The organism is Streptomyces sp. NPDC054796 (assembly GCF_053611545.1).
In genome coordinates, this window is the sequence record NZ_JBSHAO010000008.1 from 189,612 (window position 1) to 215,449 (window position 25,838).

Genomic DNA, 25,838 nt, shown 5'->3' on the forward strand with positions numbered 1-25,838 from the left:
GGCCGATCATATGATCAGCGCCGCGACTGGGCGGATCAGCGCAGACCCGTCACCCGATGGTCGCGCTTCGGTCACCCGGGCGGCGGCGTCGTCGGCGTGTCCCGAGAACTGTCGCCCCGTCAGATGCGTCGGCGCCTCCGCGAGGCCGTCACCCGCGACCGCCCGGGGGCCCTCACCCGCGGCTCGGCCCGGCGCGGCTCACCTGCCGAACAGGCGCCGTCCCGCGAGGCTCTTGGCCGCGTCTTCCACCTCGTCGATCTCGTGGACGTACGCCTCGGGCAGCCACTCGGCCGCCGGGCGCTCCGCCGTGCCCTCCAGATCGAGGGCGCGGGCCAGGGGGACGGGCAGCGGGCGGGACTCGGGAGTCTTGTGCAGGCAGGCGAGCAGCGCGGGGCACAGCCCGTCGGGCACGCCCGTCAGATCGGGGTCCTCGCGGGCCGAGGGCAGCATGCTCCCGGCGAAGGGCTGGTGTGCGCCCGCCGCGACGACGAGGGTCGAGCCCAGCTCGAAGACGTCGTCGGCGGCGCGGGCGGCGCCGCCCCCGGCGTGGTCGTGGTCGTCGTCGTGGCCGAGATCGGTGCGGCCCAGCCCGAGGCTGTAGTCGACGAGCCGGGGCGCGTCGGCGGCGAGCAGCACGTTGCAGGGACGCGGGTCGCGGTGGGCGACGCGGACGGCGTGCAGATCCGCGAGGCCCTGCGCGAGGGCCGCGCCGAGAGCGCGCACGGCGTGCTCGGGCAGCGGCCCGTACCGCGCGACGGCGGCGGAGAGCGGTGGGCCCGGCACGAACTCCGTCGCCATCCAGGGGTGCTCGCTGTCCAGCTCGCAGCCGAGCGCGGCGGCGACGTACCTGCTGCGCAGGGAGGCCGCCGTCTGCATCTCGTGCCGCAGCCTGGCGCGCAACTGGCGGTCGCGCAGCAGCTCGGGCCGCACGGCGCGCACGGCGGCGAGCTGCTTGCGCTCGCCGCGCCGCGGGGCGCCGCGCCCGAGGTAGACGGTGCCTGTGCTGCCCGTGCCGAGCACCCCGTGCAGCCGGTAGGGACCGAGCTGCCGGGGGTCGGTACCGCCAAGACGGGCAAACCCATGGATCACCCTGTGCAGACTAGGGGCAAGGGGCGCCGAGGTGGTCAGCGCGCGTAATAACTGTCGAAGTTCTTCGCAAACTCCCACCCGCCGAAACGGTCCCAGTTGATCGACCACGTCATAAGTCCGCGCATGTCAGGCCATGTGCCGTGCGGCTTGTACGTACCGCAGTTCGTGCCCTTGTGGAGGCAGTCGAGGGCCTTGTTCACCTCGGCGGGCGGGGTGTGCCCGTTGCCCGCGTAGGTGCTGGCTGGCAGGCCGATGGCGACCTGCGAGGGCTTGAGCGCGGGGAAGACGTTGTTCGCGTTGCCGGCCACGGGGAAGCCCGCCAGCAGCATGTCGGTCATCGCGATGTGGAAGTCGGCCGTGCCCATGGTGTGGTATTGGCCGTCGAGTCCCATGATCGGGCCCGAGTTGTAGTCCTGGACGTGCAGCAGCGTGAGGTCGTCGCGCAGGGCGTGGATGACGGGCAGATAGGCGCCCGCGCGGGGATCCTGGCCGCCCCAGGGGCCCGAGCCGTAGAACTGGTGGCCGAGCTGCACGAAGAACGTCTCGGGGGCCATCGTCAGCGTGAAGTCCTGGCCGTACTTCGCCTTCAGCGACTTGAGCGCGGAGATGAGGTGGACGACGACGGGGGTGGTCGGGTTCTTGAAGTCGGTGTCGCCCTTGTCGAGGGAGAGGCTGTGGCCCTCGAAGTCGATGTCCACTCCGTCGAGCCCGTAGCGGTCGATGATCGCGCCGACGGAGGAGACGAACGTGTCGCGGGCCGCCGCCGTGGTGAGCCGGACCTGCCCGTTCTGGCCGCCGATGGACAGCAGTACCTTCTTGCCCGCCGCCTGCTTCGCCGCGACGGCCGCCTTGAACTCGGCCTCCGTCTCGACGCCTGGGCACTCCGTGGCGGGGCAGAGGGCGAAGCGGATGTCCCCCGAGGTGGCGGAGGTGGGCTCGCCGAAGGCCAGTTGGATGACGTCCCAGTCGTCGGGGACGTCGGCGAGGCGGGTGTAGCCGGAGCCGTTGGCGAAGCTGGTGTGCAGATAGCCGACGAGGGCGTGCTGGGGGAGTGCGGCGGTGTCCGCTCCGGTGCCCGTGGTGGCGGGCGCGGCCTGGGCGCCGCCCGCGAGCAGCGCGACGGCGGCGAGCCCGGCCGCGAGAGACGCGAGCGCGCGTCCGCGGGGACGTGGGACGCGCGCTCGCGAGCCTGGCCGGGGGCGGGTGCGAGTGCGGATGCGGGTGCGGTGGGGGCGCATGGGGTCGCTCCTCGGTCGACGGCGGTACGTGGGGCGTACGGGTCTCGCGTCGAACTGGAGAGGGCGCCGGCCGGAAGTCGTGGTGGTGCCGGGGGAGGCATCCCGGGCGGCGCCCCTTGCGCACGGAGCAAACAGGACTAGACCAGTAATGTCAATGGTCCGGACTAGGAGAGGGGTTGGGGGTGCCCGGCGGCCGGGTGTCAGGCGCTCCCGGGCGACTGCCGACGGCGCCGCCACGGCCACTTCGGGCCGCCGCGCGGGAGCCCTTCCGGGTCGTAGACGTACCGCCAGCCCCGCGGCAGGCCCAGCCGCGGGGTCGTCCCCGCGGGCTCCAGCCGGTAGACGTGCACCGTCCGCGTGCTCTTGCCGCCGCCCTCGCCGTCGACGCCGGGGACCGGTACCTCGTAGGTCTTCGGCGGACGCCCCGTGGCGCCCAGCAGGACCGGCAGTACGCGCCCGTCCAGCGGTCCGCCGACGAACGCGGTCTCCTCGCTGCGCACCGTCGCCGCCCCGCTCAGTCCGCGTCCGGGCCGCTGGGCTGCGCCAGCCTGCGGGCGCCCGGACCCTCGTCGCCGAGCTGGTCGTACGGGTTGGCCAGCACACAGCGGTCCAGCGAGAGGCAGCCGCAGCCGATGCAGTCGCTGAGGTGGTCGCGCAACTGGGTCATCAGCTTGATCCGCTGGTCCAGGTCCTCCCGCCAGCACTCCGAGACGCGCGCCCAGTCCTCGCGGTTGGGCGTACGGCCCTCGGGCAGCACGCTCAGCGCGCCCCGGATCGCCGACAGCGGCATGCCCAGGCGCTGGGAGGCCCGGATGAAGGCGACGCGGCGCAGCGTGTCACGGCTGTAGCGCCGCTGGTTGCCCGAGGTGCGGCGGCTGTGGATCAGGCCCTCGCGCTCGTAGAACCGCAGCGCCGAAGTGGCGACACCGGCACGCTCGGCCAGCTCGCCGACGGTGGCTTCCTTGGCCTTCCAGGACAGGTGTGTGGACATGCGGGTCAGCGTAGCCGACCCTTCAAGTCGCCTTTAAGTCTCTTTTTGTTACGCCTCGTCGTCCGACGGCTGCTCGTCGAGCAGATGCGCCGCGTCGGAGACGACGGGCACCACGCGCCGGATCAGCCCGCCCACCCGGCCCTCCGAGACCTCCAGTTCCAGCGCCCCACGGGTGGCCAGGGCCGCCTCCTCGTCGCGTGCCGCCGTCACCGTCAGCATCGCGACGAAGTGGTCCACGAGCCAGTCCCGCAGCTCCTCGACGGGCGGGCGCTTGCCCTCGTCCAGCCAGATCAGGGAGGCCGCCTCCACGGTGGTGATCCACGTCCGCACGGCCATCCGCAGCCACGGGCGCGGGTGCGGTGTGTCGAGGTGGAGGAGGATCTGCCCGGCCGCCGCGCGCCGCACCTCGTCGACGATCGCGCTCGTACGGGAGGTCTCCACGACGCTGCCGCCCTGGAGCAGCGCCATGAAACCGGCGTCGTGCCCGCTCACGAAGGTGAGGTAGCGGTCGAGGGCCCGGGAGAGCCGCTGGGTGAGCGGTCCTGTCTGGGGTTCGGCGAAGCACAGTTCCAGCTCGTCGGCGGCGCTGCGCAGCGCCGCCTCGTACAACTGCTGCTTGCCGCCGGGGAAGTAGCGGTACACCAGCGGGCGCGAGACTCCGGCCGCCGCTGCCACGTCGTCCAGCGACACCTCCTCGGGCGGGCGGTGCGCGAAGAGGCCGAGCGCGGTGGTGATCAGTTGCGAGCGCCGCTGGTCCACGGTCAGCCTGCGATACGCCGGGGCGGTGCCGCTGCTGCTCATGCCGTGCAGCGTATCCGGTACGTGTTCGAGTGCCCCCGGCGCGGCAGGGCGTTCCCGTACCGGAACGGCTGGAGCCGGGCCGGGGGCGGCGCCGGGTGCTTCGTCGTACCGGAGCCATCCCGTAGGCGGGCGTCCCGTGGGCATCCCGGGTGGCTACTTCGCCAGCAGCCCCGAGCTGACCCAGAGCCTGCGCCCTGGACCGCGCAGCACGCCGATCTCGTCGAGGAAGTCGGTGAGCCGCTTCGCGCCCGACTGCATCACCTCGCGCCGGTGGCCGCTGGCCTTCACCTGGGCCAGTGCCGCGCGCTTGTCCAGTCCCACGTTCGTGTAGACCTCGGGGTTGATGAAGGAGATCGAGAAGACGCGGGCCGCCTCGCCCGAGCTGAGGCGCGTGAACTCGCGCTCCCAGCGGCGGCAGGTGACCATCTGACGGCGCAGCTCCTCGCGCGCGTAGCGCACGTGCCGCGCCTCCTCGACGACGTGGATGCGCGTGACGCCGCGCACCAGCGGCTGTACGCGCTCGTCGGGGAAGGTCAGCCGCTGCATCCAGTCGAGGATCTCCTCGCCCAGCAGCGTGGCGGTGAACGAACCCGGCGTGGTGGAGACGGTCTTGAGCAGCCGCGCGAGGTTGTGCGTGAAGCGCGTGACCGGGTACGCCGGGGCGCCGCCCTTCTCGATGAGCCGCGCGAACATCATGGAGTGGCGGCACTCGTCGGCTATCTCCGTGAGCGCGTAGCGGACATGCTGGCTGGTCAGCGGCTTGTCGTAGATGTGCCGCACGAGCAACTGCATGAGGATGACCTCGAACCAGATGCCCAGGGAGGCGAGCGAGGCCGCCTCGTGCCGGGCCAGGTCCATCCGCTGTTCCTCGGACATCCGCTTCCACATCGGGGTGCCGTAGAGGGAGACCAGCTCCGGCGGCCAGAACCACTTGCCTTCTTCGAAGGCGGCGTCCCAGTCCAGTTCGGTGTCCGGGTCGAAGGAGTGCTTCTTCGAGGAGGCGAGGAGACGCTCGGCGACGTGTTCGCGGTCCTTGAGCGCGCCGAGGGCGTCCCGCAGCGCCTGGTGGTCGGTGGGCCCGGCGGGGCCGGTGGGGGTGAGGTCAGGGGCGGTCGTCATGCGAGGTACCTCTTCATCGGGGTTACCAACGGTCACGTCTGCTGCCTGCCCTTATGAGACTGCGCGTCAGCAAGCCCGTCAATCCCCCGCGCACGACTTGTTGACCCCTTGGTAACGCCCGTGTGAGCCTGCCGACTACCCACCTTTGATGGGGAGTCAGAAAGAGGAGGCGTAGGTCATGTCCACGCACGAGCTCTATGTCAACGACCCCCATGAGCGGCTCTGGCAGGTCCCCGCGTCCGGCGCCGCGCGCTTCAGCTGGGACTACGACGACGGGCGCGACCGTCTCCTCGCCCTCTACCAGAAGGGCAAGGACAAACAGTGGGACGGCCAGAAGCGCATCGACTGGGATCTGGAGGTGGACCCGAAGAACCCGCTGGGCACCCCGGACGAGGCCATCGCGCTGTACGGCACCCCCTACTGGGACAAGATGAGCGAGGCCGAGCGCGGGGACGTGCGGCAGCACTTCGCTTCGTGGCAGTTCAGCCAGTTCCTCCACGGTGAACAGGGCGCCATGGTGTGCGCGGCCCGCATCGTCGAGTCCGTCCCCGACCTGGACGCCAAGTTCTACTCGGCCACCCAGACCATGGACGAGGCCCGGCACGCCGAGATCTACGCGCGCTTCCTGCACGAGAAGATCGGGATGCTCTACCCGATCAACGACAACCTCCAGTCGCTGCTGAGCGACACCCTCCGCGACTCCCGCTGGGACATGCCCTACCTCGGCATGCAGGTCCTCATCGAGGGCCTGGCCCTGGCCGCCTTCGGCATGATCCGCGACACGACGACCAAGCCGCTGCCGCAGCAGATCCTCGCCTACGTCATGCAGGACGAGGCCCGCCACGTCGCCTTCGGCCGCATGGCGCTGCGCGACTACTACAAGCAGCTCTCGGACGCGGAACTGCGCGAACGCGAGGAGTTCGTGATCGAGGGCTGCTATCTGATGCGCGACCGGCTCAAGGGCACCGAGGTGCTGGAGGACTTCGTCGGCATCCCGGCGGCCGAGGCGGACAAGCTGAGCGAGAACTCGGAGTACCTCCAGCTCTTCCGGCAGTTGCTGTTCAGCCGGATCGTGCCGTGCGTCCGCGACATCGGCCTGTGGGGCGAACGGCTCCAGCGCGCCTACGTCGACATGGGCGTCTTCGAGATGGGCGACCAGAACCTGGACCTCCTCATGCGGCAGGACGAGGAGATCGCCGAGAAGCTGGACGCGGAACGGTTCGCGCAGGAGGAGGCGGCACGCACGGCGGAGGTCGCCGAGGCGATCGCGCAGGGCGGCGCCGACGGCTGACGGCGCGTCCCGGGGCCCGAGGCGGGACCGGCGATCACCCCGGCGGGTTCCCGAAGTCGGGGATCCGCAGGCGCTCCCCGTCCCGCAGCGCGGACTCGTGCGCGACGATGCCCGGCAGCGTGTAGCGGGCGGCCACCCACGCGTTCACGGTCGGCAGCCGCCCCGAGGACACGGCGCCGACGAAGTCGTCGGCGAGGAAGTGGTGGCTGCCCTCGTGCCCGTTCGGGGCGTGCGCGAACTCGGCCGGGAGCCGCGACCTGTCGTGCACGGGCGCCGTACCGGAGACGAAGGCGTCCCGCAGCGCCGGGGCCACGTCGCGCAGCGAGGGATCGTCGGGGGAGAGTGAGGGCACGGTCCGCAGGTGCTCCGAGACGTCGAGCACCCCCTTCTTGTCCTGCCAGAGGCTGACCGTGGCCAGTTGCTCCAGGCTCCCCTCCGTACCGAAGAAGCGGAAGCGGGACTCGCGGATGTGCGACGGGTAGCCGACCCTGCGGAACTCGTTGACGCGGAACGAGCCGCCGCCCTCCGCCTCGAAGAGCGCCGTCGCGTTGGAGAAGTCGTTGCCGAACTGGCTGACCTCCTTGTCGAAGACCCCGTCGCCACGGTCGTCCCTGACGCCGATCGCGCTCACGCTCGTGGCGTGCGTCCGCCAGGCGCCGAGGACGCCGCCGAGGGAGTGCGTCGGGTACAGCAGCGGGGGATAGCTCGCGGTGGCCTTCCAGTTCTCGCCGCCGCTGTACTGGTACGCCTCGTAGAAGCCGAGGTCCATGTCGTGCACGTAGTCGCCCTCGGCGTAGAAGAGCCTGCCGAAGGCACCCTCGGCGGCCTTCTCCCGCGCGTAGACGGTGGCCGGGTTGTAGTGGCTGGTCTCGCCCATCATGTACGTCAGCCCGGTCTCCCGTACGGCCTCGATGATCGCGGCGATCTCCTCGCGGCTGACGGCCATGGGGACGGCGGAGTACACGTGCTTGCCCGCGCGCAGCGCCTGGACGGCCAGCGGGCCGTGCGTCCAGCGCTGGGTGAACAGGGCGACGGCGGCCACGTCGGAGTCCAGCATCCGCGCGAAGTCCGGCACCGTACCGGCCAGGTCATGGCGCGCGACGAGCCGCTCGGCGCGCTCGGGCAGCAGATCGGTGACGTGCACGCCGCCCACGCCGGGGTGGAGGCGGAACAGCTTGGCGAACTGGCCCGCGAACTGGCCCGCGCCGACGATACCGAGGGAGAAGGGCATGACGTGCGTCTCCTGTCCTGACGTGTGCGTCCGTACGTGCGTGGGGCGGTGGGTGTGTGCGTGCGTGGGTGTGTGCGTCCGGCTCAACGATCAGGCATGGCGGCGGGCGCGCGACAGAGGGCGTGGGCCCGGGGCGCGAGGTGCGGGGCGTACAGGAGGCGACGACAATGGGGTACACGGAAGCCGTCCGCGCAAGCCGTCCGCGCAAGCCGTCCGAGGAGGCTGGATGAGCACCGAACCCGAACCCGACCCCGGATCCGCACCCGACCCCGATTCCCGGGTCACTCCGGACAAGCTGCTGCACAGCGGGGGCAGCGACGACGTGACGCCCGAGGACCTCGTGCTCGCGGCGGGCCGTGACGTCACCCCGGAGAACCTCCGGTGGGCCCGCAAGAGGCTGGACGAGGAGGGCCGCAGGGCCATCGAGAAGTTGCTGCCCTAGGTCTCGACGGTCCACGGCCGACGGGAGACGAGGGGAACAGGCCCCGGGCGTTGCCCTCGCGCGCGGCACGCACGAAGGTACTCAGGTGCGCACGGGCTCTTACGAGGGCCCGTGCGAGTCATGACCTGACCGCCGCGACCGGGGAGACACCCGTGGAGTCCCGCCTCGACCCTCAGCACGTCATCGACCAGCTCGGCCTCTCGCCGCATCCGGAGGGCGGCTGGTACGCGAGTACCTACACCAGCGGCATCGACGTACGGCTGCCGGAGCGCACCGGCGGCGGCCGTCCCACCGCGACCCTCATCCACTACCTGCTGTCGCCGGGCGAGGAGTCCGCGTGGCACGTCGTCGGCTCCGACGAGATCTGGCTGTGGCACCTGGGCGGCCCGCTCGTCCTGCGCACGGGAGGCGCGGGCCCCGAACCCGACACGGGAACGGCCGGCGGACCCGGTTCCGGAGGCGTCATCGAGACGCCGCTGGGCCCCGACCTCGGCGCGGGACAGCGGCTCCAGGGCTTCGTTCCGGCAGGCACGTGGCAGAGCGCGCGGCCCGCGGGGGACGAGGCGGTGCTGGTGAGCTGCGTGGTGTCGCCCGGCTTCGACTTCGCCGACTTCCGCCTCTACGAGGGCGCGGCGCGCGACCGTACGACGGCTGAACCGGAACCCGATCCGGAGTCGTGACCCGGCCTCCCGGGGACGCCGCGTTACGGGTGCGTCACCAGGTGCGTCAGGCCGTGACCCGCAGCCGGTCCAGCGCGCACCGGGTGGCGCGCGTGTCCGGGTGCTCGGGCCCGAGCACCCGCTCGCGGTGGCCGAGGGTCTCGCGGTAGAGCCGCTCGGCGCCCGCCCCGTCCCCCGAGCCCAGGAGCGCCCCTGCGAGCCCGTGCGCCGCCTCCAGGACGTGCGGGTGCTCGTCGCCCATCTCCTGGCGCAGCGTCTCCAGGGACTCCCTGTACATCTCCTCGGCCTGCCGGTGCTCGCCCCGTAGCGCGAGGATGTCCGCGAGGTGCGTACGGGCACGCTGCACGCGCCGGTGGTCGTCGCCCACGTCGAGGCCCAGCCGCGTCAGCGCGTCCCGGTAGATCCCCTCGCCCTCGCACGGGTCGCCGCCGTGCGCGACGATCCGGCCCAGCAGGAGCAGCGCGGTGAGGGTGCGCTGGTGCTCGGCGCCCAGTACCCGCTTCCGGTCGGCGACCACCGCGCGCTGCGTCCGCTCCGCCTCCGCGAGGTTGCCGCGCCGCCACAGCACGAGGGCCAGGTTGTGCCGGGCTACGAGCGTCTCGTGGTGGTCGGCGCCCAGCACCCTGGTCTCCGTCGCCAGCAGCTCGCGTATGGTGCGCTCGGCCTCCTCGTAGGAGCCCTGCTCGTAGAGCGACCAGCTCACGTTCGCCCTGGTCACGAGCGTGTCCGGGTGCTCGGGCCCGCGCAGCCGCTCCTCGACGGCGAGCATGGCGCGGGTCAGTTTCTCGGCCTCGGCGTGCTTGCCGCGCTGCCACAGCACCATGGCGAGGTTCTTGCGCGCCGTGACGACCTCGTCGTGGTCCGCGCTGAGCGCGTCGGCGTGTGCGAGGGCGTGCCGGATGAGGACCTCGTTCTCCTCGTCCGAGCGCGCCTCGATGAGGGCCTCCACGGTGCGGTTGAGGGCGTGGCAGGCGTGCGCGACGACCCCGGGCTCCCCCGTGGTGAGGCGGTCCATCAGCGCGTGCGCGTGGGGGGTGAGGGTGCGCCACCGGGGCCAGTCGGCCGTGCGGTGCAGATCGAGCCGGTCGGTGGCGGCGGACAGCAGCTCGGCCGCCGCCGCCTGCACGGCCTCCGGCCGGTCCGCCTCGCCCCGCCGCACCCGCGACGCCTCCGCGACGAGCGGGTGGACGAGCACGGACGGCTCGCCGGGGCGCTGCGCGGGCGCGCTGCTGATCAGCCCGAACCTGGCCAGCCCGCTGAGCCCGGCGAACTGCGCGGCCATCGGATCGTCCCCGTCGAGCAGCCCGTGCGCGGCCAGCAGCTCGGGGTCGAGGACGTGGACGGGGAACGGCTGGGTCGGCGCGAAGTACGACAGCAGCCGCAGCAGCGGACGTGCCGACGGCACGCCCTGCTCGGCGAGCTTGTTGAGCGACAGCTCCCACGTCGTCGTGACGCGGCTGCGCGGGTCGTCGGCGCGGTGGCCGCCGACGGCGGCGAGGTCGAGGAGGTGGATGGAGCGCTGGGCCTCCCGCAGATACCCGGCGAGGTCGAGGGCCGCCAGGTCGGAGCCGAGGTAGCTCCCGGCGAGGTGCAGGGCGAGGGGCAGGCCGCCGAGCTGCTGGGAGAGGGTGCGGGCGCGGAGGGTGTCGTGGCCTGTGGTGCGGGGGCCCGGGACCGGGCCTGGGCCTGGGCCGGGGCCCGGGGGTGGTCCCGGGAGGGAGGGGCCGGAGACGACGGCGGGGCCGGTGCCGGGGGCTGCGACGGTGCTGGGGGTACCGGCGGCGCCAGGGGGGCCGGTCGCACCAGGAGCCCCGTCCGCCTCATCGGCCCCGGCGGCACGGGAAGCCGCATCCGTCTCGTCGGCCCCGGTTGTCCCACCCGCCCCGGTGCCGTCCGGAAGGGGCTCCGTGCGCATCCGGTCCAGCAGGATCAGCGCGCCCACACCGGGCTCGACGGTGCCCACCCGGCGCAGCCGCGCGTGGTTGCCCCACACGGCGCCGTCGACGATGCGGCTCGTCACCAGCACGGTGCCGGAACGGCTGGGCCTGATCCAGCCCGTACCGCCCGCGAGGTCACCGGCCGGGGCCAGTGTCGCGGGGTCGTCGGCGTTGTCGAAGACCAGCAGCCAGCGGTGCGGACAGGCGTCCAGAAGGCGCCAGACGAGATCGATACCGGCCGCCGACGACGTACGCGCCCGCGTCAACTCCGTCTCGCTGGCGCCGAGTTCGGCCGCGAGCGTGAGCATGCCGCCGCCCAGGCTGGAGACATCGGCCGCCGACACCCACCACACCGGGTGCCCACGGGTGCGCGCGTACTCGGCGACCTTGAGTGCGACGGTGCTCTTGCCGATGCCGCCCATGCCCGCGAGGACGTCGACGACCGCGGCGCCCTCGTGCCCCGCCCCGTCCCCGTCGCGCAGGCGCGCGTACAGCTCGCCGAGCAACTGCGCGCGGCCGTGGACGCGGGGGAGTTGGCCGAGCGGGGGTGCGAGGACGGCGGAGGTGGGCGGGGGAGTGGGTGCTGGTGCTGGTGCTGGTGCTGGTGCGACGGGGGCGTCGGCCGTGCCAGCCGTGCCAGGAGTGCTGGACGTGCCGCTCGGCGCGAAGGACCCCCGCGGACGCCGTAGGGGCGGGGCGCCGTTCCCCCTCCGCGCCCTTGGCGGCACCGGGGGCGTCCCCTTGGCGGCGTCGTACGCGTCACGGCAACGCTGGCGGATCGCGGCGGCGTTGGGGAACGGACGCCCCTGCTGCGCCGCGATCTTGATGACGGCCTCGACGACCGGCGCCGCGCCCTCGTGCCAGGAACGGGGGAGGCTCGCGCCCTTCATCCACTGGCCGATCGCGGTACGGCCGATGCCGGAGACCGACTCGATCATGCGCAGGGGCAGCCCGGGATCCGGCGCGGCGGCCTGGGCACAGGCACTGCGGAGTTCGACGGCGAACGGATTGTCGCGCTCGCCGTGGTCGGCTGCGGGCAACGTTCCCCCCTGACAAGCAGACACGGACGCCTTGGAAGGCGGACAGCCTAGGCCGTTGACCTGCGAAGACACGAACTCACTGTCCGGGACCGTCCGTAAGACCTTCCCGGATCGTAACCCCTTCGGGCACTGTCTACCCGTACCCGCCCACGAGAACGGGCGGGGACGAACAGCACAAGCAAGACAGCGGGTAATGAGCAAGGCAGTTCGCATCGCCACGGCGGCCACAACCGCCACGATGCCAGCCCTCGCCTCGGCCGCCCGCCACCACTGACCGACCGCACCGCCGGTGCGGGTCCTCCCACCCCATGGGGAGGCCCGTTCACCGATGCCAGCTGGTTCTGGCTGTTGGAGCCGCACGGGGGCGACCTCCACCAGCCAGAACCAGCTTTTTGCGTTCCCGGCCCCTCCCACGGCCCGGTGACCCAGCCCACTCGCCGCCCTCTTCCGGGACCCCTCACCTGTGAGCCCGCCCATAGGGCCCACGTCATATCGGAAGACCGGTAGTAGCCCCGTGCGGAAGCCGCGGCCCACCCATGAGGGCCTGCCGGGCAAAACGGGCGAAGACCCTACGTAATCGGGTAGTACGTCACATTCTTGCCACCCCTCCGAGGCGCCGCTAACCATGGCTGACGTACCGGGGAGCACCACGCCGGATCGAGCGACCACCGCTCGGCTCGCACCGTTCCGGCACCCGGCGAGGAACCGACCTCCGCGCCGCGCTCCCCTCACGTCCCCCTTCTCGGAGAGGTACTTCCGCATGTCCTTCCGCACCATCGCCCTCGCCGCCACCGCGACCACCACCGACGCCGCCACCACGGCCGCCCCGGCCAGGAACGCCCGCATCCGCAGGTTCTCCGTCGCCGGTCTGGTGACCACGGGCGCGGCGGCCGTCGCCCTCACGCTGGCCCCGTCCCCCGCCCACGCGCAGGACCAGGGCACGATGAGCGCGTCCGCGGCCACCACCTCCGCCGCGAGCGTCTCCGCGCAGGCCGCCTCGGTGGGCAAGGGCTCCTCCTCCGGCAACCTCGACGGCTGGATCCACGAGGCGCTGGACATCATGAAGGCGAAGGGCATCCCCGGCAGCTACGAGGGCCTGCACCGCAACATCATGCGCGAGTCCGGCGGCGACCCGAACGCCCAGAACGGCTGGGACGTCAACGCCCAGGCGGGCACGCCCTCCAAGGGCCTGCTCCAGGTCATCCAGCCGACGTTCGACGCGTACCACGTGGACGGCACGGCCAACAGCCTGACCGACCCCGTCGCGAACATCACCGCCGCCGCCAACTACGCCGCCGACAAGTACGGCTCCATCGACAACGTCGACTCGGCGTACTGAGCCGTAGCCCCACCGAGCGCTCGGTGAGCGAGAACCGCGAACAGCGAAGAACAGGCAGCAGCTCATGTCGCACGAAAGCGGGAACGAGGCGCGGACCCCCGCGCCGGGCAGCCCCGCGCCGCCCGACCCCGGGGCCCCCGGGTACGGGCCCCCGGCCTACGGGCCGCCCTCCTACGGAGGACCGGCGAAGGCGCGCCGCGGCAGGCGGCGGGGCCTGAAGATCACCGCCTGGGCCGTACTCGGAGTGCTGCTGCTCGGCGGCGGAGGGCTCGCCTACTTCTGGTCCCACCTGAACGGGAACCTCAAGGGCGTCGACGTCGACGCCAAGCTCGGCCACGACCGGCCCAGCGGGCAGAAGGACGGTTCGATGAACATCCTGCTGCTCGGCTCCGACTCCCGCGCGGGCGCGAACAGCCAGTACGGGGAGGACCAGGGCGGCGCCCGCGCCGACACCGCGATGGTCCTGCACGTCGACAAGTCCCACAAGAAGGCCAGCGTCGTCAGCATCCCGCGCGACACCGAGGTCCAGCGGCCCCGGTGCGCCGACCCCCAGGGCGGCACCGTGCGGGGCGAACAGCAGGCGATGTTCAACGAGTCCTACCAGGTGGGCGGCCCCGCCTGCACCATGAAGACCGTCGAGAAGATGTCCGGCCTGCGCATGGATCACTACCTCCAGGTCGACTTCACGGGCTTCAAGAAGCTCATCGACGAGCTGGGCGGCGTGGACATCACCACGGACAAGACCATCAAGGACGACGCCAGCCAACTGTCCCTCACCTCGGGCACGCACAAGCTCAAGGGCGAGCAGGCGCTCCAGCTCGTCCGTACACGCCACGGCGTCGGCGACGGCAGCGACCTGGGCCGTATCCAGCTCCAGCAGGCGTTCATCAAGGCGCTGATCCACCAGGTCGACTCGATCGGCCTGTTCGGCAACCCGGCGAAGACCTACGACCTGGCCGACACCGCCACCCGTACCGTCAGCGCCGACTCCGACCTGGCCTCCACGGACAAGCTCCTGGGCCTGGCCAAGGACCTCAAGGGCATCAAGCCCTCCCACATGAACATGACCACCCTCCCGGTCACCTACGACCCCCAGAACCAGGAACGCGTCCTCCCCCTGAAGCACGCTTCCCACAAGGTGTGGACGGCCCTGCGCCACGACGACCCGATCCCGAAGTCGGCAACGAAGAACTCGGTCGGCGACCACGCGGACACGGGCGTCACGGCGGGCGGCTGACGCCGGAGTCCTATGCCCCGTCCCGCATCGGACGGGGCGCCGGTCTCAGCTCGGCTGACGCAAAGACCGCAGAAGGTCGAGCAGTCCCCTGAGCGGCCTGAGCTGTTGCTCCGTCACCGGGTCCGGGCTGAAATGCATGAGCTGATTGCGGAAGACACGGCACTGGTCGAGCGCCACGAGGAAGAGTTCCTTGTCGATGTTCCACCCAAGGGCTCCCCAGTTCTTCTCGTCCCGCAGGACGTGTTTGTAATCCCCCATCGAGAGGTCCGCCGCGGAGCCGACGCGCGAGCCCATTCTGGCCCGCTTTCGGATGTCTTCCAGGGGAATTCGCGCGTCGAGAGCCCGTCGTAGATGCTGTTCGATCTCTTCAACCAGTACGAAGGGACGTACTCGCGTCTCGAACTCGCCCGTGAGATCGGCAGCGGTGACAATGCCGCACACCTTGTGCGCGTCATCACGTACGAAGACATATCCCGTCTGCTGAATTTCGACGATCCAGTCCAGCAGGTCGTCCGACCGGTTGGCCTCCCGGACGGGAACCGTGGCCGCTGACAAACCCGCTCCGGCGTCGACGAGGTGAGCACGGCTGATGGACTCCCAGCTCACCGCGCCGAGAAGACGGCCGTCGCCGTCCAGGACGGGGAGTTGGCTGTACCCCTTGAGCGTCATCAGCGTCACGGCCGTACGAAGGTCGTCCCCGGCCCGCACGCTTTCGGGGACGGCATTCGCCGACTCCACATTGCTCACGAGATAAGCGATCTCGTCGGATTCCACCGGCTCCACGACCGACTCCTCCGGAGAGGCTTTCTGTTCGTCCTCCACCACGCTCGCGACGGGCACCAGGCTCACCATGCTGTCAAGGCTTCCCTCGGTGAAGTGAGGGACTGTGGCGAGCCCTTGCTCGGTGAGAGCTTCTTGAACGCGCGAGATGACGGCGGCCTCGCGGCGCTGCTCGTCCCAGACTTTGAGGAGGTCGCGGACAGAGATCGTCAGAGGTGACGCCTTGTCCGCACTCCGAGCCGCTTCGAAGAGTTTTTCCGGTTCATCGAGACCGGCGGTGAGCGGATCGGCATCGGGCCGCCCAGGGTCCGTACCGCCCGAGGCGACTTTCGCGATGCGCTCCGCCGCGCCGAACCTTCGCAGCTCGAATACGGTGAGCAGAGAGCCCATGCTGTCCTGGATATCCAGCTGGAACCGGTCGCGCTCGGTGTTCTTCACCGTCCAGGTGACGTGGCGGATGTGCGGAAAGCCCTCATTGATGTCCGGCCGGTATTCGTAGCCGCTCGCGATCGTGCCGATCGCGATCCGCGCGTGAGGCAGTGGCACCACCACGAGGTCACCCACGGCGATGTCGTTGTAGAAGCGGTTGAGCTGACCGGTCCAGTTGGCGCGGGTGAACGTGCTGTGTGTGGGATAGGCGGTGGCTACGGCGTTCTTGATGTTCGTGCGGGTGCCGAGTTCACCAAGATCGCCGATCTCTTTCCAGCCGAGGAGCACGACCCCTCGGGCCAGCGCTGTCTCCGCCTGTCGCCCTTCCCGGCCGGCCCTGACTCCCCACGCGCGCATGCTCTCCCCTGACGTCCGCGTTGTCGCTTCGGTGCCTGGGCAGCACACCATGCCCGCTGGGCGCTGTGCCATGACTTACGCGGAGAACACCACCATTTGGTGCCGGACACATCCGTCCGCGCACACGACAACGCCCCGCGTGCCAGGACATCCCTGGTGGCGGGGCGTTTCGGTACCTTGCGTGAGGTACCCCCGGCAGGATTCGAACCTGCGCACACGGCTCCGGAGGCCGTTGCTCTATCCCCTGAGCTACGGGGGCTCGTCGGCGCTCTTGAGCGGCGACAGGTAGAACAGTACCAGCTCGGGAGTGGTGCACCGGAAACGGGTTTCGGGGCCTCTCCGGTGCCGCCCAGGGCTCTCGGGCTTCTCACCCTCGCGATGCACCTGCTCGCCACACGCGTCCCATCAGCCCCTCGTTCTCCATGCCCGTCACTGGCAGGGGTGGAAATGGACAAAAGCCGGACGGGGCCGGAGGGGCGGGCCTAGGCTTTGCGGTGTGCCAGGTATGTCCGGCCGGGTCCTTGTGGTTGATGACAGCAAGGTCATCCGGCAACTGATCAGGGTCAATCTCGAGCTTGAGGGCTTCGAGGTCGTGACCGCCGCCGATGGTGTCGAGTGCTTGGACATCGTGCAGCGGGTCCGGCCCGATGTCATCACGCTGGACGCCGTGATGCCCAGGCTCGACGGGATGCGGACCGTCGGCCGGCTGCGTTCCGATCCACGCACCTGCCACATCCCCGTGGCCCTCATCACCGCCTGCACCCAGTTCGAGGGGCAGGAGACGGCCGCGATCGACGCCTTCCTGGCGAAGCCCTTCGAGCCCGCCGAGCTGGTGCGGCTCGTCCGACGGCTCTCGCACGGTGTCGGCAACGGCGCCGGTAGCGGAGCCGTGTGTGACGTGCGTGAGGGGCACGACGGTGAGGTCCGGGCCGCGGGCCTCCCGCACGAGCCGCCGACGGCCGAGTCGGCGGAGGCGGCGGAGCCGACCGCACGGCCCGTGCGGTGATCTCCGTCAGGTGACCTCGGGGGGGCCATGACGTCCACGGTGCGAAACCTGTTCGCTTACCCCCGCCCCCTCTCCCATACGCTTGTTCCGTGACCCCCGCCCAGCTCTCGCGCACCGTGCTGCACACGTTGCGCTGTGCGATCGAGGAGGGCGAGCTGTCCCTGGACCCGGCCCGCCTTCCCGGCCGGGTCGTCGTCGAGTCGCCGCCCAGGCGTGGTGACGGGGACTACGCCGTCAGCGTCGCCTTCCCGCTCGCCCGCGCCGCGGGGCGCCCGCCGCGCGAGGTCGCCGAGCTGCTGCGGAAGCGGCTCGTCGACGAGTCGGGCACGCCGGGTGCGCCGGGGATCGGCGGCGTCGAGATCGCGGGCGGCGGCTATCTCAACGTCACGCTCGACGCGGAGGGCCGCACCGCCCTCGTCGCAGATCTCGTCCGCCGGGACCTCCCCTCCGCCCCCTCCGGGCCCGCCGGGCAGGTCACCGACGATCCCGCCGTCGACATCGCGCGCTGGGCCGCCGTCACCGGTGACGAGCCCGCGGCCCTGGCCGTACGGACGCGGGACAGCTCCCTCTTCCGCGTGCAGTACGCGCACTCCCGCACCCACGCGCTGCTCCGCGAAGCCCGGCGCCTCGGCATCGAGCCCGCCTACGGCGCACCCCAGCACCCGGACCCGCCCCACCCCACAGAGCGCACCCTGCTCGCGCTGCTGGCCGACCACGACCGCGTCGCGCACGACGCCCCCCGCGAAGCACCCGCCCTCCGCGAAGCATCCGCCCCCCGCGAAGCGGCCCTCGCCCTCGCCCTCGTCCGTCACCTGGACGCCGTCGCGCGCGCCTTCGGCGACTTCCACGACGCCTGCCCGCCGTTGCCCCACGGCGAGCAGAAACCCGGGGCCGTCCACCGCACCCGGCTGGCGCTCGCCGAAGCCACCGGAGCGGTGCTGGCCGACGGCCTGTCCCAGCTCGGCGTGACCGCACCCGCTCACCTGTAGAAGGACCCGAGACCACCATGAGCCGATCCGCACATCCCGCAGGGCCGCGTCACGGCGACGTCCTCACCGAGGGGCACTACTCCGCGCCGCCCACCGACCTCAACTCGCTCGACCCGCGCGTGTGGGCGAGCACCGTCACACGTACGCCGGAGGGCACCGTCACCGTCGGCGGCATGAGCGTCGCCGCGCTCGCCGAGGAGTTCGGGACCCCCGCTTACGTCCTGGACGAGGACGACTTCCGCGCCCGCTGCCGCGCCTGGCGCGAGGCGTTCGGTCCCGGCGCGGACGTGTTCTACGCCGGGAAGGCGTTCCTGTGCCGCGCCGTCGTGCGCTGGCTGACCGAGGAGGGGCTGAACCTCGATGTCTGCTCCGGCGGCGAGCTGGCCACCGCGCTCGCCGCTGGCATGCCGCCCGAGCGCATCGCGCTGCACGGCAACAACAAGTCGACGGAGGAGATCGAGCGCGCGGTCGAGGCGGGCGTCGGGCGGATCGTGCTCGACTCCTTCCAGGAGATCGTGCGCGTCGCGCACATCGCCGACCGGCTCGGCAAGCGCCAGCCGGTGCAGATCCGCGTCACCGTGGGCGTCGAGGCGCACACGCACGAGTTCATCGCGACGGCGCACGAGGACCAGAAGTTCGGGCTCGCGCTGGCAGGGGGCACCTCCCAGCCGGAGGCTGGGGGAGGGCAGGCCGCCGAGGCCGTGCGCCGCGTGCTGAAGCTGGACAGCCTGGAGCTGATCGGCATCCACTCGCACATCGGCTCGCAGATCTTCGACATGGCGGGCTTCGAGGTCTCGGCCCGCCGCGTCGTCGGGCTGCTCACCGAGATCCGCGACGAGCACGGCGTCGAGCTGCCCGAGATCGACCTCGGCGGCGGCCTCGGCATCGCCTACACCCCCGAGGACGACCCGCGCGAGCCGCACGAGATCGCGAAGGCCCTCGGCGACATCGTCACCCGTGAGTGTGAGAGCGCCGGTCTTGCGGTGCCGCGGCTGTCCGTGGAGCCGGGACGCGCGATCGTCGGGCCGACGGCCTTCACGCTGTACGAGGTGGGTACGGTCAAGGAGCTGGAGGGGCTGCGTACGTACGTGAGCGTGGACGGCGGCATGTCGGACAACATCCGTACCGCGCTCTACGACGCCGAGTACACGGTCTCGCTGGTCTCGCGGGCCTCGTCGGCCGCCCCGATGCTCTCGCGTGTGGTCGGCAAGCACTGCGAGAGCGGTGACATCGTCGTGCGGGACGCGTTCCTGCCCGCCGACCTGGCGCCCGGCGACCTGCTGGCCGTGCCCGCCACGGGCGCGTACTGCCGCTCGATGGCGAGCAACTACAACCACGCGCTGCGTCCGCCGGTCGTGGCGGTGCGGGACGGAGAGGCCCGCGTGATCGTCCGGCGCGAGACGGAGGAGGATCTCCTGCGTCTCGATGTCGGCTAGCGAGATATACGTCCCACATACTGGAACGAACGTGGTTTCTCCCGACCAGTACGTGAGACTGAGAACACCGGAATTGACGAGAAGCGAGGTCGAATGATGCGTACGCGTCCGCTGAAGGTGGCGCTGCTGGGCTGTGGGGTAGTCGGCTCAGAGGTGGCACGCATCATGACGACGCACGCGGACGACCTCGCCGCGCGCATCGGCGCCCCGGTCGAGCTGGCCGGGGTCGCCGTGCGCCGCCCGGACCGCGTGCGCGAGGGCATCGACCCGGCCCTGGTCACCACCGACGCGCAGGCCCTCGCGAAACGCGCGGACATCGACGTCGTCATCGAGGTCATCGGCGGCATCGAACCGGCCCGCACCCTCATCACCACCGCCTTCGAGAACGGCGCCAGCGTCGTGACCGCGAACAAGGCGCTGCTGGCCGAGGACGGCTCCACGCTCCACGAGGCCGCCGAGAAGCACGGCGCCGACCTCTTCTACGAGGCCGCCGTCGCCGCCGCCATCCCGCTGGTGCGCCCCCTGCGCGAGTCCCTCGCGGGCGACAAGGTCAACCGTGTCCTCGGGATCGTCAACGGCACGACCAACTTCATCCTCGACCGCATGGACACCAACGGCGCGGGCTACGGCGAAGCGCTCGACGAGGCCACGGCGCTCGGCTACGCGGAGGCGGACCCCACCGCCGACGTGGAGGGCTTCGACGCCGCGGCGAAGGCCGCGATCCTCGCGGGGATCTCCTTCCACACCCGGGTGCGCCTCGACGACGTCCACCGCGAGGGCCTGACCGAGGTCACGGCAGCCGACATCGCCTCGGCCCGGCGCATGGGCTGCACCGTGAAGCTCCTGGCCATCTGCGAGCGCGCCGCCGACGGCCGCTCGGTCACCGCGCGCGTGCACCCGGCGATGATCCCGCTCAGTCACCCGCTGGCGAACGTGCGCGAGGCGTACAACGCGGTCTTCGTCGAGTCGGACGCCGCAGGGCAGCTCATGTTCTACGGCCCTGGCGCGGGCGGCGCGCCCACCGCGTCAGCCGTGCTCGGCGATCTCGTCGCGGCCTGCCGCAACAAGCTCAACGGAGCCAGGGGACCGGGCGAGTCCGCCTACGCCCAGCTCCCCGTATCGCCCATGGGCGATGTCGTCACGCGCTATCACATCAGCCTCGACGTCGCCGACAAGCCGGGCGTCCTCGCCCAGGTCGCCACTGTCTTCGCGGAGCACGGGGTCTCCATCGACACCGTCCGCCAGCAGGGCAAGGACGGCGACGCCTGGCTGGTCGTCGTCACCCACCGCGCCGCCGACGCCGCCTTGAGCGCGACCGTCGAGGCGTTGCGCAAACTGGACACCGTACGCGGCGTCGCGAGCATCATGCGGGTCGAAGGGGAGTAAGGAAACTGTGACCGTCATGTCTGCCATGTCCTCACCCAGCTCATCGGAGCCGTCGGGGTCCGCCGGGGCGCCGGCCCAGGGCGCCGGTCCCTCGGGGGCGGGACGCACGAGCCGCCAGTGGCGCGGCATCATCGAGGAGTACCGCGACCGGCTCCCGGTCGGGCCCGACACCCGGCCCGTGAGCCTCCGCGAGGGCGGGACACCGCTCGTCCCGGCGCAAATGCTCTCCGAACTCACCGGCTGCGATGTCCACTTGAAGGTCGAGGGTGCCAATCCGACCGGCTCCTTCAAGGACCGTGGCATGACCATGGCGATCACACATGCGAAGGAGGAGGGCGCCCAGGCCGTCATCTGCGCGTCCACGGGCAACACCTCGGCCTCCGCCGCCGCCTACGCCGTACGGGCCGGGATGGTCTGCGCCGTGCTGGTGCCGCAGGGCAAGATCGCCCTGGGCAAGATGGGCCAGGCCCTCGTCCACGGCTCGAAGATCCTCCAGGTCGAGGGCAACTTCGACGACTGCCTCAACCTCGCGCGCGGGCTGTCCGAGAAGTACCCCGTCGCACTCGTGAACTCGGTGAACCCCTCCCGTATCGAGGGCCAGAAGACCGCAGCGTTCGAGGTCGTGGACATGCTCGGGGACGCGCCCGACATCCATGTGCTCCCCGTGGGCAACGCGGGCAACATCACCGCGTACTGGAAGGGCTACCGCGAGTACGCGGAGAACGGCCCCGCCTCCCGCACCCCGCGCATGTGGGGCTTCCAGGCGTCGGGCTCCGCGCCGATCGTGCGCGGCGAGCCGGTCCTGGACCCGAGCACCATCGCCACCGCGATCCGCATCGGCAACCCCGCCTCCTGGACCCTCGCGGAGCAGGCGCGCGACGAGTCGGGCGGCTTCATCGACGCGGTCACGGACCGTCAGATCCTGCGCGCCTACAAGCTGTTGGCCTCCCAGGAGGGCGTCTTCGTCGAGCCCGCCTCGGCCGCCTCCGTCGCCGGTCTGATCCAGGCGTCCGAGCAGGGCAAGGTCGACCCGGGCCAGCGCATCGTCTGCACGGTCACCGGCAACGGCCTCAAGGACCCGGACTGGGCCGTCGCGGGCGCCCCGCAGCCCATCGTCGTCCCGGTGAACGCGGACGCCGCGGCGGAGCGCCTCGGCCTCGCCTGATCCGCTCCTGATCCTCGCCCGATCTCCCCGGCCCGCGCGGGTCCCGTACGCCGGACCCGCGCACGGGGCCCGCGCACGAACCCGCGCACGGGCCCGGACCGCACGGTCCGGGCCCCGGCTCCACCCCAGGTGGGGCCCCCGCGGCGGCGGGACCGACCGCCACGGTCCACACTGGGAGCGCAGGGGGGCCACGACACGCATCGTGCGCCTCCTGTGCGCCCTATGTCGTCAGTGAACCTTCCTTCGATAGGCTGGCTTTCACCCCGACCCCACGTACGTACGAAAGTCCGTCGGGTCATCGACCGGTCCGGCGTGCTGCCGCGGTCCGAGGGGGAGTTGCCGCAAAAACAAACCAAGGAGAGTCATCGCAAGATGGCCGGTCCCGCGTTCCGCGCCGCCGCCGTCAGGGTGCGCGTTCCCGCCACCAGCGCCAATCTCGGCCCCGGATTCGACACCCTGGGCCTGGCTCTGGGTCTCTACGACGACGTCGTCGTCCGCGTCGCCGACTCCGGCCTGCACATCGACATCGCGGGCGAGGGCGCGGAGACCCTGCCCCGAGACGAGGGCCATCTGCTCGTACGGTCCCTCCGCACCGCCTTCGACCTGCTCGGCGGCCAGCCGCGCGGCCTGGAGGTCGTCTGCGCCAACCGCATCCCCCACGGCCGCGGGCTCGGCTCCTCCTCCGCCGCGATCTGCGCGGGCATCATGGCCGCCCGCGCCGTGACCACGGGCGGGGAGGCCAGGCTGGACGACACGGCGATGCTGGAGCTGGCCACCGAGATCGAGGGGCACCCGGACAACGTGGCCGCCTGCCTGCTGGGCGGCTTCACGCTGGCCTGGACGGACGCGGGCGCGGCCCGCGCGATCAGGATGGACCCCTCGGATTCCATCGTTCCGGTGGTCTTCGTCCCCGCCAGGCCGCTGCTGACGGAGACCGCGCGGGGACTGCTGCCGCGCACCGTCCCGCACGTCGACGCGGCCTTCAACGCGGGCCGTGCGGCCCTGCTCGTCGAGGCGCTGACCAGGCGTCCCGAGCTGCTGCTCGCCGCGACGGAGGACCGGCTGCACCAGGAGTACCGCGCCCCGGCCATGGCCGAGAGCGTGGAGCTGGTCAACCGTCTGCGCTCGGAAGGCGTCCCTGCGGTCATCTCGGGCGCCGGGCCGACGGTGCTCGCGCTGCCCGAGGCCGGGGGAGCGGCCGAGAAGGTGGCCCGGCTCGCCGGGGCCGAGTGGGCGGCGAACCGGCTGGCACTCGACACCGCGGGAGCCTGCGTACTGCCGCTCGGTTCCGGGGGCGGAACGGGCCCGGCCGGTGGCCCCGGAGGCACCGGGCCTGGCCTGGAAACCACGGGCGGCACATCCCAGTGACACTCGATTGCGGGTCTTGGAGAGGGGGAATGTTTGTTGGATCCGGTAGTGTTAACCTCAAGTCTGCACTTGCAGCCTCGTGGGCCGGACACGAAAGTCTGTGAAGGCCCGTAGGGTGCGGTGCTTGCGTGATCCCCTGGGCCGAGCCCCAGCAGGACCACCTCTTCTCCCCGGAGCCTCCCGCACTGCTTCGCTGCGGCCAGGCAGGTACCGAGCCCGCTCCGGAGTCGGAGTGAAGGACATACACGTCATCGCTTCACGCCGAACCATGAACTGATCTCCCCGCCCGCAATTCCAGGCGGGACCACCGTCCCGGCAGGTCCGCGCAAGAAGAGGACCCATAGCCGGACAGCACAACCGGTCGCCGAGCCAGACAGGCCGACGTCCGCTCCAGGGAAGGACCCTTCGTGAGCGACACCACCGATCTGATGGGCGTGAACGCCGACGCCGCGGGCACTTCCGCCGGCGATGCCGCAGCGCCTGCTACGGACGCTCCTGCCGCGCCTGCCTCCGGTGCCGCGCCGAAGCGTCGGCGCTCCGGCACCGGGCTCGAGGGCATGGTCCTGGCCGAGCTCCAGCAGGTTGCCTCCAGCCTCGGGATCAAGGGCACCGCGCGGATGCGCAAGAGCCAGTTGATCGAGGTCATCAAGGAGAAGCAGGCGGGCGGGGGTTCGGCCAAGCCCGCCGACGCCGAGTCCGCCGAGGGCAAGGACGCCAAGAGCACCAAGGGCGGCAAGGCCGCCGCCACCGACGCGGGCACGGCCGAGAAGCCGAAGCGCCGCGCGACGTCCAAGGCGCGCACGGGTGACACCGGGGACGACGCCCAGCAGCAGATCGAGATCCCGGGACAGCCCAGCGACGAGCAGGCGTCCTCCGGCGAGCGCCGCGGCCGCCGCGCCAAGGGCGACGGCGGGGGCAGTGGCGGGGGCAACGGCAAGGCCGAGGCCGCCGCCGACACCGCGGAGGGCAGGACCGAGGGCAAGGGCGGCGAGGCCCGTCAGGACGCCAAGGGCGGTGAAGGCAAGGCCGACGCCAAGGGGGGCGAAGGCAAGCAGCAGCAGGACCGCCAGCCCAAGCGCGACCGCCAGCGTGACCGTGACCGCGACCGCAACCGCAACAAGAACAACGACGGTGGCGGCAGCGGCGGTGGCGGCGGCCAGCAGAACCAGGGCGGCGGCGGTGGCGGCGGGAACAACCGCCGCGACGACGACGACTTCGACGGTGGCCGCCGTGGCCGCCGCGGGCGTTACCGCGACAGGCGGGGCCGTCGCGGTGGCCGCGAGGAGTTCGAGCCGCAGGTCGCCGAGGACGACGTCCTGATCCCCGTCGCGGGCATCCTGGACATCCTCGACAACTACGCCTTCGTGCGGACCTCCGGCTACCTCCCGGGCCCGAACGACGTCTACGTCTCCCTGGCACAGGTCCGCAAGAACGGCCTGCGCAAGGGTGACCACGTCACCGGCGCCGTGCGGCAGCCCCGCGAGGGCGAGCGGCGCGAGAAGTTCAACGCGCTGGTCCGCCTCGACTCGGTCAACGGCATGGCGCCCGACAACGGCAAGGGCCGCCCCGAGTTCACCAAGCTGACGCCGCTCTACCCGCAGGAGCGGCTGCGTCTGGAGACCGACCCCGGTCAGCTCACGACGCGGATCATCGACCTGGTCACGCCCATCGGCAAGGGGCAGCGCGGTCTGATCGTGGCCCCGCCGAAGACCGGTAAGACCATGATCATGCAGGCGATCGCCAACGCGATCACGCACAACAGCCCCGAGTGCCACCTGATGGTCGTCCTCGTCGACGAGCGTCCGGAAGAGGTCACCGACATGCAGCGGTCGGTGAAGGGCGAGGTCATCTCCTCGACCTTCGACCGCCCCGCCGAGGACCACACCACGGTCGCCGAGCTGGCCATCGAGCGGGCGAAGCGGCTGGTGGAGCTGGGGCACGACGTCGTGGTCCTGCTGGACTCCATCACTCGTCTGGGCCGCGCGTACAACCTGGCGGCCCCGGCCTCCGGGCGCATCCTGTCCGGTGGTGTCGACTCGACGGCGCTCTACCCGCCGAAGAAGTTCTTCGGCGCGGCGCGCAACATCGAGGACGGCGGCTCCCTGACGATCGTCGCCACGGCCATGGTCGAGACCGGTTCCCGCATGGACGAGGTGATCTTCGAGGAGTTCAAGGGCACCGGCAACATGGAGCTGAAGCTGGAGCGCAAGCTCTCCGACAAGCGGATCTTCCCGGCGGTGGACGTGGACGCGTCCAGCACCCGTAAGGAAGAGATCCTCATGGGGAGCGACGAGCTCCAGATCGTCTGGAAGCTCCGCCGCGTGCTGCACGCCCTGGACCAGCAGCAGGCCATCGAGCTGCTGCTGGACAAGATGAAGCAGACGAAGTCGAACGCGGAGTTCCTGCTCCAGATCCAGAAGACGACGCCGACGCCGGGCAACGGCGACTGACGGCGACGTCGACGGACGGAGTCCGGCGCAGCGTTCC

Annotated in this window: 21 protein-coding genes and 1 tRNA gene; 12 read left to right on the plus strand and 10 right to left on the minus strand. The window is 71.4% G+C overall.

Annotation, left to right across the window (positions count from 1 at the left end; genetic code table 11):
- Nucleotides 1-198: 198 nt before the first annotated feature.
- The 6 genes from ACWGJ2_RS09735 to ACWGJ2_RS09760 form a co-directional block, all read right to left on the minus strand.
- Nucleotides 199-1,089, minus strand: coding sequence for a protein kinase domain-containing protein (locus ACWGJ2_RS09735; protein ID WP_453345469.1), 891 nt, complete (start codon nt 1,087-1,089; stop codon nt 199-201).
- A 35-nt stretch (nt 1,090-1,124) separates the two neighbouring features.
- A complete protein-coding gene (locus tag ACWGJ2_RS09740) occupies nt 1,125-2,327 on the minus strand; it encodes a chitinase (RefSeq protein ID WP_453345470.1) in 1,203 nt (400 codons plus the stop codon).
- A gap of 200 nt (nt 2,328-2,527) precedes the next feature.
- Nucleotides 2,528-2,827, minus strand: a complete 300-nt coding sequence (locus ACWGJ2_RS09745) for a hypothetical protein (RefSeq protein ID WP_453345471.1) — start codon at nt 2,825-2,827, stop codon at nt 2,528-2,530.
- Between the two features lie 14 nt (nt 2,828-2,841).
- Complete coding sequence (gene soxR, locus ACWGJ2_RS09750; protein ID WP_453345472.1) at nt 2,842-3,318, minus strand: redox-sensitive transcriptional activator SoxR; 477 nt, start codon at nt 3,316-3,318, stop codon at nt 2,842-2,844.
- 48 nt (nt 3,319-3,366) lie between these two features.
- Nucleotides 3,367-4,119 (minus strand): TetR/AcrR family transcriptional regulator, encoded by a 753-nt coding sequence (locus tag ACWGJ2_RS09755; protein ID WP_453345473.1) that lies wholly within the window; start codon nt 4,117-4,119, stop codon nt 3,367-3,369.
- Nucleotides 4,120-4,272: 153 nt separating this feature from the next.
- Entirely contained in the window at nt 4,273-5,238 is a 966-nt protein-coding gene (locus ACWGJ2_RS09760; protein WP_453345474.1) for an AurF N-oxygenase family protein, read from the minus strand.
- 178 nt (nt 5,239-5,416) lie between these two features.
- Between ACWGJ2_RS09760 and ACWGJ2_RS09765 the strand changes: the two genes are divergently transcribed.
- A complete protein-coding gene (locus tag ACWGJ2_RS09765) occupies nt 5,417-6,529 on the plus strand; it encodes a ferritin-like domain-containing protein (RefSeq protein ID WP_453345475.1) in 1,113 nt (370 codons plus the stop codon).
- A 34-nt stretch (nt 6,530-6,563) separates the two neighbouring features.
- Here ACWGJ2_RS09765 and ACWGJ2_RS09770 read toward each other — a convergent pair whose 3' ends face one another.
- Nucleotides 6,564-7,760, minus strand: a complete 1,197-nt coding sequence (locus ACWGJ2_RS09770; RefSeq protein ID WP_453345476.1) for a Gfo/Idh/MocA family protein — start codon at nt 7,758-7,760, stop codon at nt 6,564-6,566.
- A 226-nt stretch (nt 7,761-7,986) separates the two neighbouring features.
- Between ACWGJ2_RS09770 and ACWGJ2_RS09775 the strand changes: the two genes are divergently transcribed.
- Nucleotides 7,987-8,202: a hypothetical protein gene (locus ACWGJ2_RS09775; protein WP_453345477.1), complete on the plus strand. Its 216-nt coding sequence runs from the start codon at nt 7,987-7,989 to the stop codon at nt 8,200-8,202.
- A gap of 152 nt (nt 8,203-8,354) precedes the next feature.
- Complete coding sequence (locus ACWGJ2_RS09780) at nt 8,355-8,882, plus strand: cupin domain-containing protein (RefSeq protein ID WP_453345478.1); 528 nt, start codon at nt 8,355-8,357, stop codon at nt 8,880-8,882.
- Between the two features lie 46 nt (nt 8,883-8,928).
- Here ACWGJ2_RS09780 and ACWGJ2_RS09785 read toward each other — a convergent pair whose 3' ends face one another.
- On the minus strand, nt 8,929-11,859 hold the full coding sequence (locus tag ACWGJ2_RS09785) for a tetratricopeptide repeat protein (RefSeq protein WP_453345479.1): 2,931 nt from the start codon (nt 11,857-11,859) through the stop codon (nt 8,929-8,931).
- A gap of 760 nt (nt 11,860-12,619) precedes the next feature.
- Between ACWGJ2_RS09785 and ACWGJ2_RS09790 the strand changes: the two genes are divergently transcribed.
- Together ACWGJ2_RS09790 and ACWGJ2_RS09795 are read left to right on the plus strand one after the other, a co-directional pair.
- The gene (locus tag ACWGJ2_RS09790) at nt 12,620-13,198 is read left to right on the plus strand and encodes a transglycosylase SLT domain-containing protein (protein ID WP_453345480.1); all 579 of its coding nucleotides are present in this window, start codon (nt 12,620-12,622) and stop codon (nt 13,196-13,198) included.
- A 64-nt stretch (nt 13,199-13,262) separates the two neighbouring features.
- Nucleotides 13,263-14,435, plus strand: coding sequence for an LCP family protein (locus ACWGJ2_RS09795; protein WP_453345481.1), 1,173 nt, complete (start codon nt 13,263-13,265; stop codon nt 14,433-14,435).
- A gap of 45 nt (nt 14,436-14,480) precedes the next feature.
- Here the strand turns inward: ACWGJ2_RS09795 and ACWGJ2_RS09800 are convergent, their stop codons facing one another.
- Nucleotides 14,481-15,932 carry a CBS domain-containing protein gene (locus ACWGJ2_RS09800; protein ID WP_453345482.1) on the minus strand — a complete coding sequence of 484 codons (1,452 nt, stop codon included), beginning with the start codon at nt 15,930-15,932 and terminating at the stop codon, nt 14,481-14,483.
- A 256-nt stretch (nt 15,933-16,188) separates the two neighbouring features.
- Nucleotides 16,189-16,260: transfer RNA gene (locus ACWGJ2_RS09805), tRNA-Arg, on the minus strand.
- 246 nt (nt 16,261-16,506) lie between these two features.
- On the opposite strand from ACWGJ2_RS09805, the gene ACWGJ2_RS09810 reads away from it, so the two are divergent.
- From ACWGJ2_RS09810 to rho, 7 genes are all read left to right on the plus strand, one after another.
- Nucleotides 16,507-17,007 carry a response regulator gene (locus ACWGJ2_RS09810; RefSeq protein ID WP_453345515.1) on the plus strand — a complete coding sequence of 167 codons (501 nt, stop codon included), beginning with the start codon at nt 16,507-16,509 and terminating at the stop codon, nt 17,005-17,007.
- A gap of 89 nt (nt 17,008-17,096) precedes the next feature.
- Nucleotides 17,097-17,996 (plus strand): DALR anticodon-binding domain-containing protein, encoded by a 900-nt coding sequence (locus tag ACWGJ2_RS09815; protein ID WP_453345483.1) that lies wholly within the window; start codon nt 17,097-17,099, stop codon nt 17,994-17,996.
- A gap of 17 nt (nt 17,997-18,013) precedes the next feature.
- Complete coding sequence (lysA, locus tag ACWGJ2_RS09820) at nt 18,014-19,432, plus strand: diaminopimelate decarboxylase (RefSeq protein ID WP_453345484.1); 1,419 nt, start codon at nt 18,014-18,016, stop codon at nt 19,430-19,432.
- A gap of 93 nt (nt 19,433-19,525) precedes the next feature.
- Nucleotides 19,526-20,818, plus strand: coding sequence for a homoserine dehydrogenase (locus tag ACWGJ2_RS09825; protein WP_453345485.1), 1,293 nt, complete (start codon nt 19,526-19,528; stop codon nt 20,816-20,818).
- A 16-nt stretch (nt 20,819-20,834) separates the two neighbouring features.
- Nucleotides 20,835-21,983 carry a threonine synthase gene (gene thrC / locus ACWGJ2_RS09830; RefSeq protein WP_453345486.1) on the plus strand — a complete coding sequence of 383 codons (1,149 nt, stop codon included), beginning with the start codon at nt 20,835-20,837 and terminating at the stop codon, nt 21,981-21,983.
- Nucleotides 21,984-22,355: 372 nt separating this feature from the next.
- Complete coding sequence (thrB, locus tag ACWGJ2_RS09835; RefSeq protein WP_453345487.1) at nt 22,356-23,351, plus strand: homoserine kinase; 996 nt, start codon at nt 22,356-22,358, stop codon at nt 23,349-23,351.
- A 407-nt stretch (nt 23,352-23,758) separates the two neighbouring features.
- Nucleotides 23,759-25,801, plus strand: coding sequence for a transcription termination factor Rho (gene rho / locus ACWGJ2_RS09840; protein ID WP_453345488.1), 2,043 nt, complete (start codon nt 23,759-23,761; stop codon nt 25,799-25,801).
- The last annotated feature ends 37 nt before the right edge of the window (nt 25,802-25,838 follow it).